Source organism: Methylobacterium sp. Leaf456 (assembly GCF_001425465.1).
GTDB lineage: Bacteria > Pseudomonadota > Alphaproteobacteria > Rhizobiales > Beijerinckiaceae > Methylobacterium.
Genome location: NZ_LMQV01000004.1, coordinates 38,310 through 54,359, shown reverse-complemented (window position 1 = coordinate 54,359; position 16,050 = coordinate 38,310). Strand labels below are relative to the sequence as shown.

General features: G+C 70.4%; 13 protein-coding genes and 2 riboswitches. Of the genes, 11 read left to right on the top strand and 2 right to left on the bottom strand.

Going from position 1 to position 16,050, the window contains the following annotated elements; genetic code table 11:
* Positions 1-2: 2 nt before the first annotated feature.
* On the bottom strand, positions 3-953 hold the full coding sequence (locus ASG52_RS05400) for a FecR family protein (protein WP_056240134.1): 951 nt from the start codon (positions 951-953) through the stop codon (positions 3-5).
* An 87-nt stretch (positions 954-1,040) separates the two neighbouring features.
* Positions 1,041-1,547 (bottom strand): RNA polymerase sigma factor, encoded by a 507-nt coding sequence (locus ASG52_RS05395; RefSeq protein ID WP_056240131.1) that lies wholly within the window; start codon positions 1,545-1,547, stop codon positions 1,041-1,043.
* Positions 1,548-1,909: 362 nt separating this feature from the next.
* Positions 1,910-2,116, top strand: a riboswitch (cobalamin riboswitch).
* A 106-nt stretch (positions 2,117-2,222) separates the two neighbouring features.
* On the opposite strand from ASG52_RS05395, the gene ASG52_RS05390 reads away from it, so the two are divergent.
* From ASG52_RS05390 to ASG52_RS05340, 11 genes are all read left to right on the top strand, one after another.
* Positions 2,223-4,451 (top strand): TonB-dependent siderophore receptor, encoded by a 2,229-nt coding sequence (locus tag ASG52_RS05390; RefSeq protein ID WP_056240481.1) that lies wholly within the window; start codon positions 2,223-2,225, stop codon positions 4,449-4,451.
* Positions 4,451-5,194, top strand: a complete 744-nt coding sequence (locus ASG52_RS05385) for an ABC transporter ATP-binding protein (RefSeq protein ID WP_056240128.1) — start codon at positions 4,451-4,453, stop codon at positions 5,192-5,194. The genes ASG52_RS05390 and ASG52_RS05385 overlap by 1 nt, the downstream gene beginning before the upstream one ends.
* Positions 5,191-6,585, top strand: a complete 1,395-nt coding sequence (locus tag ASG52_RS05380) for a DUF3526 domain-containing protein (protein WP_056240127.1) — start codon at positions 5,191-5,193, stop codon at positions 6,583-6,585. Before ASG52_RS05385 ends, ASG52_RS05380 begins: the two co-directional genes overlap by 4 nt.
* Positions 6,582-8,069 (top strand): ABC transporter permease subunit, encoded by a 1,488-nt coding sequence (locus ASG52_RS05375; RefSeq protein ID WP_056240124.1) that lies wholly within the window; start codon positions 6,582-6,584, stop codon positions 8,067-8,069. The genes ASG52_RS05380 and ASG52_RS05375 overlap by 4 nt, the downstream gene beginning before the upstream one ends.
* Before the next feature lie 107 nt (positions 8,070-8,176).
* A complete protein-coding gene (locus tag ASG52_RS05370) occupies positions 8,177-9,310 on the top strand; it encodes an acetyltransferase domain-containing protein (RefSeq protein ID WP_286158948.1) in 1,134 nt (377 codons plus the stop codon).
* A gap of 102 nt (positions 9,311-9,412) precedes the next feature.
* Positions 9,413-9,609: riboswitch (cobalamin riboswitch) on the top strand.
* 184 nt (positions 9,610-9,793) lie between these two features.
* Entirely contained in the window at positions 9,794-11,713 is a 1,920-nt protein-coding gene (locus ASG52_RS05365) for a TonB-dependent receptor plug domain-containing protein (protein WP_502691030.1), read from the top strand.
* 7 nt (positions 11,714-11,720) lie between these two features.
* On the top strand, positions 11,721-12,566 hold the full coding sequence (locus ASG52_RS05360; RefSeq protein WP_056240117.1) for an ABC transporter substrate-binding protein: 846 nt from the start codon (positions 11,721-11,723) through the stop codon (positions 12,564-12,566).
* The gene (locus ASG52_RS05355) at positions 12,563-13,609 is read left to right on the top strand and encodes a FecCD family ABC transporter permease (RefSeq protein WP_056240114.1); all 1,047 of its coding nucleotides are present in this window, start codon (positions 12,563-12,565) and stop codon (positions 13,607-13,609) included. Before ASG52_RS05360 ends, ASG52_RS05355 begins: the two co-directional genes overlap by 4 nt.
* A complete protein-coding gene (locus tag ASG52_RS05350) occupies positions 13,606-14,421 on the top strand; it encodes an ABC transporter ATP-binding protein (RefSeq protein ID WP_056240112.1) in 816 nt (271 codons plus the stop codon). Before ASG52_RS05355 ends, ASG52_RS05350 begins: the two co-directional genes overlap by 4 nt.
* On the top strand, positions 14,399-15,364 hold the full coding sequence (locus tag ASG52_RS05345; protein WP_056240107.1) for a DUF6925 family protein: 966 nt from the start codon (positions 14,399-14,401) through the stop codon (positions 15,362-15,364). Before ASG52_RS05350 ends, ASG52_RS05345 begins: the two co-directional genes overlap by 23 nt.
* Positions 15,357-15,878: an AAA family ATPase gene (locus tag ASG52_RS05340; protein WP_056240106.1), complete on the top strand. Its 522-nt coding sequence runs from the start codon at positions 15,357-15,359 to the stop codon at positions 15,876-15,878. Before ASG52_RS05345 ends, ASG52_RS05340 begins: the two co-directional genes overlap by 8 nt.
* The last annotated feature ends 172 nt before the right edge of the window (positions 15,879-16,050 follow it).

Here is a 16,050-nt window from a genome sequence, read left to right as displayed (position 1 = left end):
TCTCAAAGCGGCGATCCGACGAGGACCAGCAGGGGCGAGACACGCCCGATGCGTGCGCCCATGGTGGCGGCGATGACGTCCAGCGCCTCATCGGTGTCGCGGGTGTCGAACGCGCCGGTCACGCGCCGCTCGCCGAGGCGGCGGTCGAGCAGGAGGATGCGGCCGTGGCGGTAGCGGCCGAGTTCGGTCAGCACCGTCGCGAGCGTCTGGCCGGCAAACAGAAGCCGGCCCTCGCGCCAAGCCATGCTGCGCTCCACGTTCGCCGCTGTGGCGGTGAGCGAAGAATCCTCGCCGCGGTGGACGGCTTGCCCCGCCGAGACCAGGGCCCGGCGGCCCGCCTCTGCGACATCGACGCGGCCTTCCGTGACACCGACCGGGCTGTCGGTCCCGTCGGCGCGCACGAAGAAGCGGGTTCCGACCGCCCGCGCGCTCAACCCCCCGGCCTCGACGGTGAACGGCCGGCTCGGGTCCGGTACCACGTCGAAGCTCGCCTCGCCGCGCAGCAACTCGATCCGGCGCTCGCCCGCGGTGAAGCGCAGCGCCAGGGCGGTGTCGGTGTTGAGATCGACGCGGCTGCCGTCGGGCAGCGTCGCGTGGGTGATGTCGCCGACGCCGCTCCACAGGTCCGCCCGCAGGCGATCCATCAGGCCGTACTGGTAGGACAGGGCGGATGCCAGGAGTGCCGCGGCGGCAAGGCCCGGCACGATCTTGGAGGTCCGCCCGCGCCGTGTCTCGGACGGCACCGGGCGGCGGTCGGGCAACTGCCCGAGCCGGCGCCACAGGCTCTCCATCTCGGCATGGGCTCTAGCATGGGCCGGGTCGGCGGCCCGCCAAGCCTCGAACGCGGCCCGGTCGGCCTCGGTGGCGTCGGAGGAGGACAGACGGGCGACCCAGCCCGCGGCGGCCTCGAGGATCGGGTCGTCGCCCGCGTCGGTCTGTTCGCTGCCGGCCACGCCGTCTTCCCCCGGATCTCGCCGTGTGCCCGGCGATGTGCTCCGTCCTTTAGATCAACGAGGCGCCGACATCCTGAGGTCGTGGTCTCAAAAATCGTCGAGCCGGCGGCGGCAATGCAGCAGCGCCTTGATGATGTGCTTCTCGACCATGTTGCGCGAGATGCCGAGACGCGTCGCGATCTCCCCGTTCGCGAGACCATCGAACCGGGTCAGCAGAAACACCTCGCGGCAGCGCGGCGGCAATTCATCGACGGCCGCGGCGAGGCGCTTCAGCTCCTGCCGCGCGATCAGCTGCCGCTCGGGCAGCGCGAAGCCGTCGATGGCATCCGCCAGGTCCACCTCGCCCTCGTCGGCGAACAGCCGGTGCTCGAGCCGGCGGCGGTTGCGGGTGCGCAGGGCGACGTTGTGGGCGATCCGGAACAGGAGCGCGGTCGGATGCTCGACGCGCGTACGCGACAGGGCCGCGAGCATGCGCAGATAGGTTTCTTGCGTCGCGTCGGCGGCGTCGGCCGGGTTGCCGAGCCTGCGCAGAAGGAAACGCTGCAGCTTCGATCCCTCGCGGCGATGAAGAGCATCGACTGATACGCCGTCCATTCCCCAAGTCCTGTCGCTCACGGCCCCTCGCGTCGCTGCCGTTCTCCTGCGGTCGCGGGAGCGATGGAGCAAGACTTGTGCAGATGCTCGGATAGTTTATACGGCTTCCAAACTGTTCTTCCTGGCTAGCCAAGATGTTGGTATTTCGAATAAAAACTTGGCATGGCGGGGAGGCAGGATTTGGAATAATTAAAATGATGAATTCAAATCGCATCACTGTTGCATCGATGTGACAGGAAGGGTGAGCCATCGCTTGACGCCGGTTGCCCAGCGAGCCGAGCCGCCTGTGTCTCGATGGACACAAAAGATGTAACATTGTTGCATTGTGCGTCGCAGTGCATTGACCGGACCGGCTCCATCGGCAAGGTTGGAAGGGCCAAGGTTCCCGCGGGTTTCGGTCCGTGGGCGAAGAGGGAATTCGGTGGGCTCTCCGGAGCGAGGCCGAAGCTGCCCCCGCAACTGTGAGCGGCGAGCCCCTGCCGTCCGGGTCACTGGTGCCACGCACCGGGAAGGCCAGGCCGGGGTGCGGACCCGCGAGCCAGGAGACCTGCCTTGGGCAACGAAACGTCTCTCGGGCGGGGTGTCCCGGCGGAGCGCACGAGCGGGCCCGGCTGAACATGCCGGCGCCCGCGAGGGCACCCGCACGGCCGCCGCTCGACAACCTTGAGCGTCTTGGTGACCGTTCGTTCGAACCCGATTGCCCCGGACTCCGTGCCGGCCGCGGCCTCCGCCGGACGCCGCCGCGTCCCACGCCTCGCCCTGGCCGCGATCCTCTCGGCCGGCGCATCCGGCTTCGAGGCCCGCGCGCAGGAGAGCACGACGCTCGACGAGATTTCGGTCGCCGGAGAGGGCTCGGGTCGAGCGGCCGACAACGCTCCTCCCTCCGGACGGACAATGGCCCCCGGCGCGATCGGCCTGATCGGGCCGACGCCGGGCTACCGCGCCGACCGGGCGGTCAGCTCGACCAAGACCGACACGCCCCAGCGCGACGTGCCCCAGATCGTCACCGTCGCGCCGCGCGAGGTCATCACCGATCTCGCCGCCACCCGCGTCGATCGCGTCTTCAACTACACGCCCGGCCTCGCCCAGCAGAACAATTTCGGCGGCCTGTCGATCTTCAGCTATGCCATCCGCGGCACCACCACCTCGGAGATCTACAAGAACGGCTTCCCGCTCAACCGCGGCACGCCGCCCCCGCCCGACGCCCAGAACGTCGAGCGCATCGAGGTGCTCAAAGGCCCCGGCGGCGGCCTGTTCGGGCGCAGCGATCCGGGTGGGCTCGTCAACATCATCACCAAGCAGCCCACACGTGAGCGCTTCGTCGAGATGGGCGGCCTTTGGGGCTCGTTCGAGCAGGTCCGCGGCACCGTCGATTCCGGCGGCGCCTTGAACGAGGACGGCACGCTGCTCTACCGCTTCAACCTCGCGGCGGGCCGCCAGAACAGTTTTCGCGACTTTGTGGATGGCGATCGCTTGCTCGTCGCCCCCGTGATCTCCTGGCAGGTCACGCCCGACACCAAGATCACCGTCGAGACCGAGTTCCTGCGCAACCGCATCGTGTTCGACCGCGGCGTCGTCGCGGTGAACGGACGGCTCGGCGCCCTCCCGATCTCGCGCTTCCTCGGCGAGCCGGGGCAGAGCACCTACCAGACCAACAACGCGATGCAGGTGCGGGTCGATCACCGCTTCGACGCCGACTGGCAGATGCGGCTCGCTACCTACTTCAACACCGGTTCGCTGGAGGGCGAGTCCGCCGAGATCCGCGCCATCACCGACAGAGGCGTCGCGTCGCGCGACCGCAACGTGCGCGACTACCGCTGGGACGTGGCGATCGGACAGGCGGAACTCGTCGGCCGCTTCGAGTCGGCGGGGATCGGCCATACCCTGCTCCTCGGCTTCGAGCGCGAGAGCACCGACAGCCGGACGGTCTACAACCGCGCCACGATCCGACCGGGTTCGACCTACGAAATCGACATCTACAATCCGCAATACGGGCAGGCGCTGCCGCCGATCGACCGCTTCCGCAACAACCTGGAGCGGATCACCAACACCGCCCTCTACGTGCAGGACCAGATCGCGCTAAGCCCGGAATGGAAGGCGCTGGTCGGCGCGCGCTTCGACTTCTTCGAGCAGTCGTTCCGCGAGCGCACCCCGCGCTCCCAGGTCGATCAGACCTATTTCGCGGCCACGCCCCGCGCCGGCCTCGTCTACCAGCCGACGCCCGAACTCGCCCTCTACGCCAATGTCGGCACGAGCTTCCGGCCGAATATCGGCCCCGATGCGGCCGCCTCCTCGGCATCCGGTCCTTTCGCGCCGGAGACCGGCATCGGCTACGACGTCGGCGCCAAGTTCGACCTGTTCGACGGCGCGCTCGGCCTGACCGCCGCCCTGTTCCGGGTCGATCGGCAGAACGTGCTGACGCCGCAAGCGAGCGGCAGCGGCATCTCCGTGGCGGTCGGTGGCGTGCGCAGCCAGGGCATCGAACTAACGGCGGCGGGCCAGCTCACCCCGGAGGTCAAGATTCTGGCAGGCTACGTCTACGCCGACGCCGTAGTAACCGAGGACCCGTCCTTGCCGGTCGGTACGCCGCTCATCAACGTACCGCGCCATTCGGGCAGCCTGCTCGCCGTCCACGAGGTGCAGGCCGGGCCGTGGAAAGGGTTCGGCATCGGCGGCGGCATCCGCGGCGTCGGCGAGCGGGCGGCGGATTCGACCAACAGCTTCAGCCTGCCGGCCTACGTCGCCGTCGATGCCCTGGCTTATTGGCGCTACGAAAACTTCCGCTTCGGGTTGAACGTCGAGAACGTGTTCGACAGCGAGTATTACGAAAGCTCGCTCAACCGGTTCCGGGTCTATCCGGGCGCGCCGCGCCGCTTCACCGGCACGATGACGGTGCGGTTCTGATGGGCGCTTCCGTTCTTCCGGCCGACGAGCCGGTCCTGGCGATCGGCGGCGCGGTCAAACGCTTCGGGGCCCGCACGGCTCTGAGCGGGCTCGACCTGCGCCTCGACGCCGGCGAGGTGTTCGCGCTGCTCGGACCCAACGGCGCGGGCAAGACCACGACGATCAACCTGATCCTCGGCTTCCTCCGGGCGGATTCTGGGACGATCCGGGTCTGCGGGATCGATGCCGGCGCCGACCCCGTCGGCGCGCGCCGGCACGTGGCCTACATCCCCGAACAGGTCGCGCTCTATCCCGGCCTCTCGGGCGTGGAAAACCTGCGCTATTTCGCGACGCTCGCCGGCCTCGAACTATCGAAGGACGAGGCGCGCGCCCTGCTCACCGAGGCCGGGCTCGCCCCGGAGGCCTATGGGCGGAAGGCCGGCGCCTACTCGAAGGGCATGCGCCAGAAGGTCGGCATCGCGGTGGCGCTCGCCCGTCGCGCCCAGCTCCTCCTCCTCGACGAGCCGACCTCCGGCCTCGATCCGAGCGCGGCGGCGGACTTTTCCGCCACCATCCGCGCGGCGGCCGGGCGGGGCACCGCGGTCCTGATGGCGACCCACGACCTCTACCGGGTGCGCGAGATGGCCGGCCGCGTCGGCGTGCTCAGCGGCGGGCGGATCGTCGAGGAGATCGACCCCCGAACCCTCGACCACGTCGCCCTGGAGCGGCTCTACATCGACCGGCTCGCGGAGCGCGCGGCGTGAGGCGGATCGGGGCGGAACTCGCGCTGTGCCTGCACGACGCGCGGCTGCGCTGGATCGGCGCGGTGCTCGTCCTGCTGCTCGGCGTCGCCGGGCTCGGCGCGTGGCGCGACGCCGTGCGCTACGGGCACCAAGTCGATGCGGTCACCGCCGCCGAGCGCGCGCGCTGGCTCGGGCAGGATGCCAAGAACCCGCATTCGGCCGACCATTTCGGCCTGTGGGTGTTCAAGCCTTCGTCGCCGCTCGCCGTGCTCGATCCCGGCAGCGAGCCCTATACCGGCCGGATGGTGCGGGTGGAGGCCCACGTCTTCAACGACGCGGTCTACCGCGCCGTGCAGGATGCCGGCCCGCTCGCCCGCGCCGGCCTCGGCAGCGTCGCCGACATCGTCGGGCTCGTGGTGCCGCTCGCCGCGATCCTGCTGGGCTTCTCGGCCTTCGCGGCCGACCGGGAGCGCGGCACGCTGCGTCTCGCGCTGGGCAACGGCATCGCGCCGGGACCGCTCTTCGCCGGGCGGTTCTCCGCGCTGCTGCTCGCTCTCGTTCTCGTCGTTGGCCTGCCGCTCCTCGGCATCGGCGCGTTGGCGGCCCTGAGCCGGGACGCTGCGGGATGGCAGGCCTGGCCGCGCCTGCTCGCCTGGATCGCGGTGCAGCTCGCCTACGCCGCCGTGTTCCTTCTCGTCGCGATGCTCGTGTCGCTCGTCGCCCGCACGGCCCGCCACGCGCTCGCCGCCGCGCTCGCGATCTGGGTCGGGCTGTGCATCGCCGCGCCCCGCCTCGCCCCCGCCGCGGTTGAGATTTCGGTGCCGGCCGTGTCGCACCGCGAGGTCCGCGCGCGCATCGACGCGAAACTGCGCCCCCACAGGACGGCGGAGGCCAACGACAGCCGCACCCGCGAGGTCCTGGCGCGCTACGGCGTGAGCGAGGCCGACGCGCTGCCCGTCGACCTGCGCGGACTGATGATGGTCGAGAACGACGAGCACCATTTCGACCTCTACGACCGCGAGTTCGGCGCCCTGTTCGACGGTCTCGCGGCGCGGGAACGGGCCTTCGCCTGGGCCGGCCTCCTCTCGCCGCGCGTCGCCCTGCAAGCCTTGTCGCAGACGCTCGCCGGCACCGACTTCGCCCAGCACGCCCACTTCGTCTGGACCGCGGAGGCCTATCGCCGCGCGATCTCCGAGCGGATGAACGCCGAGATCCGCGACCGTCCGCAGCGCGGGGGCGCGACGCTCGTGGCCGGACCCGAGCTGTGGCGGGAAATCCCGCCCTTCGCTCACGCGCCGCTGCCGCTCAGCCGCGGACTGGCCGATGCTGTCGTGCCGGCCCTGGTGCTCGCCCTCTGGCTCGCCGGGCTCGCCGGGCTGTGCGTGCCCCTGGTCCGGAGGCTGAAGCCGTGAGCGCCGCCCGCTTTCCCCTGCTGCTCGCGGCCGAACTCCGCCTGATCCTGCGCGAGCGCCTCACCTGGGCTATCCTCGCCGCCCTCGTCGCGGCGCTCTGCCTCGCCGCTTGGACCGGCGCCGGGCGTGTCGCCGCCGCGCGGACGGCCCTGGCGGCGGCCGCCGCCGACGGCGAACGCGCCGTCCGCGAGGCGAAGGCCGCGCATCTCCGCTACGGCCGGCCGGCGGCGATCAAGGTGAATTACTGGCAGGACCCGACCGACGCCTTCGGTTACATGACCTACTTCATGGCGGCCTACGCGGTGAAGCCGCCGACGCCGCTGGCCGTGCTCGCCGCCGGCCAGTCCGACGTGCAGCCGGCGGTGACGAAGGTCGGCTTCGGCTTCAGCACGGTGTTCGACGACACCGCCACCGAGATCGGCTCGGCGGCCGCCCTGCGGCTCGGCCCGTTCGATCTCGCCTTCGTCCTGGTCGTCCTCGTTCCGCTCGCGATCATCGCGCTCGCCGGCACGCGGCTCTCCTCGGAGCACGACAGCGGCATCCTGCGGATGATCGCGGCGCAGCCCGCGCGTCCGCGCCGCGTGGCCGGCGCCAAGTTCGGCGCCGCCGCCCTTGTCGCCCTCACTGCGACGCTCGGCGGGACGATGCTCGCCCTCCTGCTCTCGGGCGGTCTCGGCGATCTCGCCGACTGGTCGGGCGCGGCGGCGCTGCTCGCGGCGGCGCTTGCGGCCTACGTCGTCTTCTGGGTCGCGGCCTGCGCGCTCGCGGCGAGCCTGTGGCGCGGGGCGGTGACGGCGCTGGCCGGCCTCGTGCTGGCCTGGGCCTGCCTCACGATCGCCCTGCCCACCGCGCTCGGCCTCGCGGTCGATGCCCTGGCACCGGTCCCGTCGCGGATCGCCGCGATCGACGCGAGCCGGCAGGCGCAGGCGCGCTTCTACGCCGGGGAAGAGGCCCCGAGGGTCACGGCCGCGTGGCTCGCCACAAAACGCCCGGAGGACGCGCGCCGGCCCGAACTCGCCGACGCGCCCGAACTGAAGCGCCTCGCCCGCGATGACTACTACGACGAGGCCCTGGCCGATCATCACAGGGCGGCGGGCGCGCAGGCGCTCGCGGCCTCGGCCTGGAGCCGGCGCCTCGCCCTGCTCTCGCCCGCCACCGCCCTCACGCTCGCCCTGGAGACCGCATCCGGCACCGATGCCGGGCGGCATGCGGCCTTCCTCACTGATGCCGCCGCCTACCGGCGAAGCCTGCGCGCCTTCTTCGAACCGCGCATCCTCGCTCAGGCCGTCGATCCGGCACCCGTCTGCGCGGGTTGCCCGGCACGGCTCGACTTCGACGCCTACGACGCCGTACCGGCCTTCGCGCCCGCCGACGCGCGCGCGGCCGCCGCGCGTCAGGCGCTCCTGACCCTGGTTTGCCTCGGAGCGGCGGCTTTCCTCCTCGCGGCGCTTGCCGTGCGGCGCCTCAAGCAATGGCCGGCATGATCGCCCCGCACGCCGAACCGATTTCCCGACCGTCGTCCACCGCAACGAATCCAATGGATCCCGGCGCCGGCCGCGGGGATGCCGGGTGCGAGGCCGCATCGCCGGCCGTGCAGGCCCGCATCGTCTCGATCGATGCCCTGCGCGGGCTGGTGATGGTGCTGATGCTCCTCGACCACCTGCGCGAAACCTGGTTCCTGCACGTGCCGGTCGCCGATCCGATCGACGCCAGGACCGCCCTGCCGGCCCTGTATCTGGCCCGTCTCGCGGTCAGCCTGTGCGCGCCGATCTTCATCGTGCTGACGGGCGTGGCCGCGTACCTGTTCGGCACCCGGCATACGCTGGCAGAGACGCGCGCCTATCTGGTGAAGCGCGGTCTCGTGCTGATGGCCTTCGAGGTGTTCTACCTCTCCGAACTGTACTGGGGCGTGGCCAGCCCGACGCTCTGGCTTCAGGTGATCTGGTGCATCGGCGTATGCATGATCGTCCTGGCGGCGCTAATCGGCCTGCCGCGCTCAGGTCTCCTCGCGGTCGGGCTTCTGACCGTGTGCGGTCACAACCTCCTCGACCCGATCCAGCTCCGACCCGACCAGCCGCTGTTTTTCATCTGGGCCCTGCTGCACCAGCGCGACGTCATCGCGCTTCCCCTCGGGCTGGTCGCCAAGACGACCTATCCGGTGCTGCCGTGGATCGGCGTCATCGTGCTCGGCTACGCCATCGGCCCGTGGTTCCTGCCGGGTGTCGACACCCAGACGCGACAGCGCCGTTTCGCGGTACTCGGTTGCGCGATGCTGGTCGCCTTCGCGCTGCTGCGTCTGGCGAACGGCTACGGCGACAAGCCTTGGTTCGTCGTGGACGACAGCGCCCTGCGGACCGCGATGAGTTTCTTCGCCCTGACGAAATATCCGCCTTCGCTCCTGTTCCTGCTGCTGACGCTCGGGACCGGGGCGCTGCTGATCGTCGCGCTGGAGCGGATCGGCGACCGCCCGCTCGTGACGGCGCTGGCGGTGTTCGGCGGCGCGCCGATGTTTTTTTACCTGTTCCACCTGACGGTGCTGAGGCTGCTCTTCCATGGCGCGTTCGCCACCTGGGGCGCGACGCAGGGCGCTGTGTTCGGCGTCGCCGATTACGGGTGGGTTCTCGTTTGGTACGTCGGGCTGATCGTGCCCCTCTACTGGCCGACGGCGTGGTTCTCGCGCTTCAAGGCGTCGAGGCGCGACATCGCTTGGCTCAAGTATCTGTAGCTCGGATGGCGGGACTGGAGCCGATGGCTGTTCATCGGCGCCTCGGCACGAAGTCGGAGGGAGTCTGGGGTTTCGATTACATTGACTCGACGCGCGGCCCTGAAATAACGTGAGCTTGACGGTTCCCCTCGGGGATCAAAAGGGAACGCGGTGAGGGCGCAAGCTCGATGCCGCGGCTGCCCCCGCAACTGTAAGCGGCGAGCCTTCCGCCACCATGTCACTGGGCAGCCTCGCCCGGGAAGACGGTGAGAGGGCAGTGACCCGCGAGCCAGGAGACCTGCCGTCAGTCGTGGTCACACGCGAAACGCATCGGGCGGGGTGTCCTGGTGGGTGTCGAAGCGCCGTGATCCCGTGAGGACGCGAGCGCCGAGGCCTCGTTCGCGGTGACGTGCCACTGCCGTCGCCCGAGGCTTGTCTCCCGTGCCCCATTCCCCTGGTTCCGCTCTCCGGAGCGTGCTGGCGCTATCCTGCGCCGGATCGGCCTTGCTCACAGCAACCTTCGCCAACGCCCAACAGACCGCGGCGCCCTTCGCCGCCGCCCCAGCCGGCGTCGAGACCACCCTCGACGAGATCTCGGTCGCGGCGACCGGCGTGCCGACGCCGACCACACAGGTCGGATCAAGCGTGACCGTCCTGACCGAGCGCACGCTCGAACAGCAGCAGCGCCGCACCGTCCCGGATGCGCTCCAGCAGGTGCCGGGCCTCAACGTCGTACAGACGGGTGGCCCCGGCGGCCAGACCTCCGTTTTCATCCGCGGCGCCAACTCCAACCACACGAAGGTGCTGATCGACGGCATCGACGCCACCGACCCGTCGAACGGCAACGGGTCCTTCGACTTCGGCCAACTCCTGACGGACGACCTTGCCCGCATCGAGGTGCTGCGTGGCCCCCAGAGCGGTCTCTACGGCTCGGACGCCATCGGCGGAGTGATCGCCTTCACGACCAAGCGCGGCGAAGGGCCGGTGCGGGCGTCGCTGCGCCTGGAGGGCGGCTCGTTCGGGACCTTCAACCAGTCGGGCCGGATCAGCGGTTCCGAGAACGGCTTCGACTATTCGGTCTCGGTCTCCCATTTCCGGGCGGCCGCAACACCGGTCACACCGCCCGACCTCGTGCCGTTCGGACGCCCGATCCATCCTAACTTCTACGACAACGAGACCGTCTCGGCGAAATTCGGCTACCAGTTCACCGACACGTTCCGCATCAACTCGGTCACCCGCTTCATCAACTCGCGGCTGCTGCTGACGGGCGACGACTTCAGCACCTTCCCGGCGGCACCGGCGGCCTTCCGCAGCGAGGCGGCGGTCCAGCAGGTCTTCACCCGCAACGAGGCCGAGTGGACACCGTTCGCCGGCTTCCACAACATCCTGGCGATCAACTACTCGAACCTGTTCAACCGGCAGCAGGGACCGCTCGACCCGCTGGCGACGCCCGACGCCACCACGGGCCTGGGCGAACGGACACGCTTCGAGTATCGCGGCGACTACCAGCTCTCCCCCGGCAACATCGTGTTGTTCGGCGCCCAGCGGGACGAGGAGAGCCTCTTCACGACCTCACCAGGCTCCGTTCCCGACTCCCTGCGCGCGAGGAACGGCAACACCGCGGGTTACGGCGAGGTGCAGCTTACACCGTTCGACCGCGCCTTCCTCGTCGCCAATTTACGCCATGACGAGAACGACCAGTTCGGCCCGGCCACCACCTTCCGGGTCGCGCCGAGCTACATACTGCCCTTCACCGACACGCGCCTGAAGGGCAGCGTCGGGACCGGCTTCAAGGCGCCGACGCTGAGCCAACTCTACCAGAGCTTCCCGACGTTCAACTTCTTCGCCAACCCGAACCTCAAGCCTGAGGAGAGCCTCGGCTACGATGTAGGGTTCGAGCAGCCGCTCGGCGACCGGGTCCTGGTCGGAGCCACCTATTACCGCAACGACTTCACCAACCTCATCAACACCAACGCCAGCTTCACCTCGAACGAGAACGTCGGCAAGGCCGTATCCTACGGCGCGGAGGCGTTCGTCTCAGTGCGACTCTCGGAGACGCTGTCGGGCCGCGTCGACTACACCAACACCGTCACCAAGAACGAGATCACCAACCAGGAGCTTCTGCGCCGGCCGCGACACAAGGGCAGCGCCACGGCGTTCTGGAACCCGCTGCCGGGCCTGACCTTCAGCGGCACGGTGGTCGTGCTCGGCTCCTTCGTCGACGGCAACCGGGACTTCTCCGTCCCGCGCTTGAAGAACCCTGGCTTCACCCTCGTCAACCTCGCGGTCAACTACGACGTCAGCGAGACCGTCAGCGTTTTCGGTCGCATCGATAACCTGTTCGACCGCCGCTACGAGAACCCCACGGGGTTCCTTGGACCAGGGCTCGCCGTCTACGGCGGCGTGCGCATGACCACGTTCTGAGGTGACGATGCCACCACGGGCCATCCTCGCATTCTGGGCCATCCTGTCCTTCGTGCCCGCAGCCGGCGCTGCGGGCACGAACGAGGCGCCCGTGCGCGTGGTCTCGATGAACCTGTGCGCGGACGAGCTCGTCCTGCGGCTCGCCGACCGCGCTCAGGTGATGGCCGTCACCTATCTCGCAAGTGACCCTCGCGGATCGACGGTCGCGTCCAAGGCCGCTGGAGTTCCGGTCACCCGCGGCCTGACCGAGGAGGTCGTCGCGCTTCGCCCTGACCTGGTCATTGCGGGCGCCTTCACGACGCGCACGACCGTCGGCATGCTCAAGCACGTTGGCTCGCCCGTGCTCGAACTCGGCGTGCCGGCCGACCTCGACGGCGTGCGTGCCCAGATCCGGCAGGTCGCGCAAGCACTCGGGCACCCTGAGCGGGGGGAAGCCTTGGTCGCGGATCTCGATGCCAGGCTCGCATCGTTCACCCCGTCGACCCGGCCGTTGCGGGCCCTCGTCATGCGCCCGAACGCCTTTACGGTCGCACCCGGCGGCCTCGGCGATGCGCTCATCAGGGCCGCCGGCCTCGTCAACGTCGCAGCCGAGATCGGACGCGACCGGTTCGGGCAGGTTCCGCTCGAAGCCGCCGCGCTCGCGAACGCGGACCTCATCGTGGTGGACGAAGGCGCGCCGGGCATGCCCTCGCTTGCCGACACGCTCCTGCACCATCCCGTCTTCCGGGCGCTCGCGGCCAAGGGCCGGACGGTCGCCATCCCGAACCGCTTCTGGACCTGCCCGGGCCCCCAGGTCGCCGAGGTCGTGGCTCGGCTGGCGGCCGCCGCGAACGCGCGGGCGCCTCGGCCATGAACGCACCGGTTCGAGCCATCGCCGATCCCGTCTTGCGGCGCGTGGACACGCCGCGCCTCCACCGTGTTGCCGTCGCCTTCCTCGCCGTCGCGGTCATCGCCCTGACGCTCGCGTCGGTCGCCATCGGCTACGCGCGCTTCGATGTGCCGGCCGCCTTCGCGGACATCGTCGCGGGTCAGGCCACGCTACCGGCGATGGTGCTGTGGGAGTTGCGCATCCCGCGTGCGCTCCTCGGTGGCCTCGTCGGGTTCAGCCTCGGCCTGACCGGGGCGGCGATGCAGGGCTACCTGCGCAACCCGCTGGCCGATCCCGGCATCCTCGGCATCTCCTCGGCTGCGGCCCTGGGCGCGGTGCTGGTCTTCTACGGCGGGCTCGCCGCCTCGCTGAGCCTCGCCCTGCCGCTCGGCGGCATCGCCGGCGCAGGCGTGGCGGCGCTGCTCCTCAACGCGCTCGCCGCCCGCGGCAGCTCCACGCTCGGATTGATCCTGGCCGGCGTCGCCCTGTCGAGCCTTGCGGGCGCGCTGACCGCCCTGGCACTCAACCTCTCGCCCAACCCGTACGCTGCCCTGGAGATCGTATTCTGGCTGATGGGATCGCTCAGCGACCGCAGCATGGACCACGTCCTCCTCTGCCTGCCGCTGATGGTGTTGGGCTGGGGCCTGATGCTCTCGACCGGTTCCGCGCTCGACGCCCTGACGCTCGGCGAGGACACCGCCGCGAGCCTCGGGGTCAATCTCGTCTCCTTGCGGCTACGGCTCGTCACCGGCGCTGCGCTCGCGGTGGGAAGCGGGGTGGCGGTCTCCGGCGCCATCGGCTTCGTCGGCCTCGTGGTGCCGCACCTGATGCGCCCGCTCGTCGGAGCCCGTCCCGGCGCCGTCCTTCTGCCGAGCGGGCTCGCCGGCGCGGTCCTCGTGCTCGCCGCAGACATCGGCGTCCGCCTCCTCGCCACCCGCCCCGAGCTGAAGCTCGGCGTGGTCACCGCGCTCGTCGGGGCCCCGTTCCTGATCGTCCTCCTGCTACGCAACCGCGGGGGACGGGCATGAGCCTCGCCCTCCACGAAGTCCGGGTAACGCTGGGTGGCCGAACGATCCTGTCGGACATCGACCTCGTCCTGGAGCGCGGACGGTTCGTTGGACTCGTCGGGCCGAACGGAGCCGGCAAGACCACGCTGCTGCGCGTCCTAGCGGCGTTGATCGCGCCTGCACGAGGCCGCGTCACCCTCAAAGGCCATGCGCTGTCCAGCCTGAGCCGTGACGAGCGGGCGCGACGCATCGCGGCCCTGTTCCAGGGCGCCGGGGTCGAGTGGCCGATGACGGTGCGCGAGATCGTGGCGCTCGGTCGCCTGCCGCACCGTCGCGCCTTCGCGGGGCTCTCGGACGCCGATCAGGACGCGGTCGCGCGGGCGATGGCGCGCACCGATGTCGGGCACCTCGCCGGCCGGACCGAGCCGACCCTGTCCTCGGGCGAGCGCATGCGCGCGCTGCTCGCCCGAGCGCTCGCGGTCGAGGCCGATTGGCTGCTGGCCGACGAGCCGGTCACCGCCCTCGACCCCGCCCACGGCCTCGACGCCATGGCGCTGCTGCACGCCGCCTCGCGTGACGGCACCGGCGTGGTCGCCGTCCTGCACGACCTAGCGCTGGCCGCGCGGTTCTGCGACCGGATCGTCGTGCTGTCCGGCGGCCGGCTCGTCACGGACGGCCAGCCGGAGGAGGCGCTGACCGACTCCCTGCTCGCCCGCGTGTTCGGCGTGACGGTGGAGCGGGGGCAGGCCGCGGACGGAACCCGATACATCCTGCCCTGGGCGCGGTCCGGGGCGCTGACGGAGACGAACGATGGCGTCATCATCCCAAGTTGAGGCAGTCTCGGCCTTGCTGCGCGACGCCTTGGAGGACGTGGGCACCGCCTGGAGCCTCGGCAGCTTCGGTGCCATCGCCGAGTTCATGCGCGACCCGGACGAGGCGGTCGCGGGCCTGCCGGACGACCGCCTCGGCATGGCGACCGGGCGCGGCGCCATCGCCCTGAGCGCCTGCCCTGCCTTACGCCCCGTGGCCTACGAGACCGCGGTCGCCTCCGGCTGGAACCATGCGGTCGCCCTCTGCCTGCCGGAGGCGGCCTGCGCCATGAGCCGGCGCGGCGTGGTCACCGAACTCGGTCCGGACCGGGAGGCCGCACGCGAGCGGGACCGGGACGCCGTCCTGTTCGACCTCGGGCTCGACTTGCTCGCGGTCGATGCCTGCGTGCGCACGAGCGACCCGGAGGCCATCGCCTGCCTTCGCTCTGGCGTCGGGCAGCCCCTGTTCGACCACGCCAACCCGATCGGTCGGCACCTCGTCGCGATGCGCCCGCATCGCGTGTTCCTCGCCCGGGTCGGGCGCATCGAGGTCTACGCCCCGATTCCGGGCCCCGGCGGCACGAGTCCGGAGGGTCCGCACACCCACGTCCTGCCCAAGCTCCTGCGCAGCGGGCGCACGCATGCGGCGGCGACACCGATCCCGGCGGGCTGGGTGCCCTTCGCCGCCCTCCATCCGGCCCATCCCTACAAGGACATGATGGGCCAACGGATCGCCTTCGACGCCGCCCGGTACGAAGCCTTCCAGGTCCTGCTCGATCGCTGGGGCGATCCGGACCTGCTCGCGATCAAGCGGGGCGGCGAGCATCGCCCGGACGGCCCGGTGTCGAGCCGTCACGCGCAGGGCGCCCGGCGCGTCGCCGAGGTCCAGGCCCGCATTCTCCGGGGCGAGGCCATCGAGGCCGATCCCGTGGCCGACGAGGACGAGGCCGCCGCCGACCATGCCTGAGCCTGTTCGTCAGCGGGTGGTCGGGCTGATCGGCTGTCCCGGAGCGGGCAAGACAACCTACGCGCGTCAGTTCGGCCCGCTGGACGGCTGGGTGCATCTGACCCTGGACGACCTCCGTCAGTCGCTCTGGCCACCGGACCGGCAAGTCTACTGGGCTGTGCGCGGCGGTGGCCTGGACGGCCAAGCCCATCGACTCCTCCATGCCGTGAAGGTCGCCGCCCTCGACACCGCCCTCGCCCAGGGCTTCAGCGTTGTGATGGCCGACACCCATCTGACGCGCGACCTGTTCGAGGACGAGCTTGATGTTGTCGAACGACACGGCCTTACCGTCGAGTGGAAGGTGTTCGATGTGCCATGGGAGGTGCTTGTTGCTCGCAACGCGGCGCGAGGAGCTACAGACCCGTTGCATGTCCAGCCCGAGAACGTGCTGAGGTTCACTTACGATGCGTTCCATGCGCCGGACGCCTGGTGGCGGGCGCTTCCCCCCGATCAGGTCGAATTTATCGAAACGTAGCCGTCGAACCACGCCGCCGGGGCTAAATCTGAGAATGGCAGGCGCAACGGATGTTCGATCGTGCCGGGTCATATCGCGGCCGCCGGAGGGAATGGCCCGACCTGGGACTGGCTGCGGCTCCGAGAGCGCTGCGGAGCATGCCACGGTTTGGCGTCATCGCGGCTTCCGTACA

Bases quoted from the DNA above. Each gene is read 5' to 3' on its own strand.
- ASG52_RS05395 (WP_056240131.1), bottom strand. From the start codon at position 1,547: ATGGACGGCGTATCAGTCGATGCTCTTCATCGCCGCGAGGGATCGAAG.
- ASG52_RS05385 (WP_056240128.1), top strand. From the start codon at position 4,451: ATGGGCGCTTCCGTTCTTCCGGCCGACGAGCCGGTCCTGGCGATCGGC.
- ASG52_RS05360 (WP_056240117.1), top strand. From the start codon at position 11,721: ATGCCACCACGGGCCATCCTCGCATTCTGGGCCATCCTGTCCTTCGTG.
- ASG52_RS05355 (WP_056240114.1), top strand. From the start codon at position 12,563: ATGAACGCACCGGTTCGAGCCATCGCCGATCCCGTCTTGCGGCGCGTG.
- ASG52_RS05350 (WP_056240112.1), top strand. From the start codon at position 13,606: ATGAGCCTCGCCCTCCACGAAGTCCGGGTAACGCTGGGTGGCCGAACG.
- ASG52_RS05345 (WP_056240107.1), top strand. From the start codon at position 14,399: ATGGCGTCATCATCCCAAGTTGAGGCAGTCTCGGCCTTGCTGCGCGAC.
- ASG52_RS05340 (WP_056240106.1), top strand. From the start codon at position 15,357: ATGCCTGAGCCTGTTCGTCAGCGGGTGGTCGGGCTGATCGGCTGTCCC.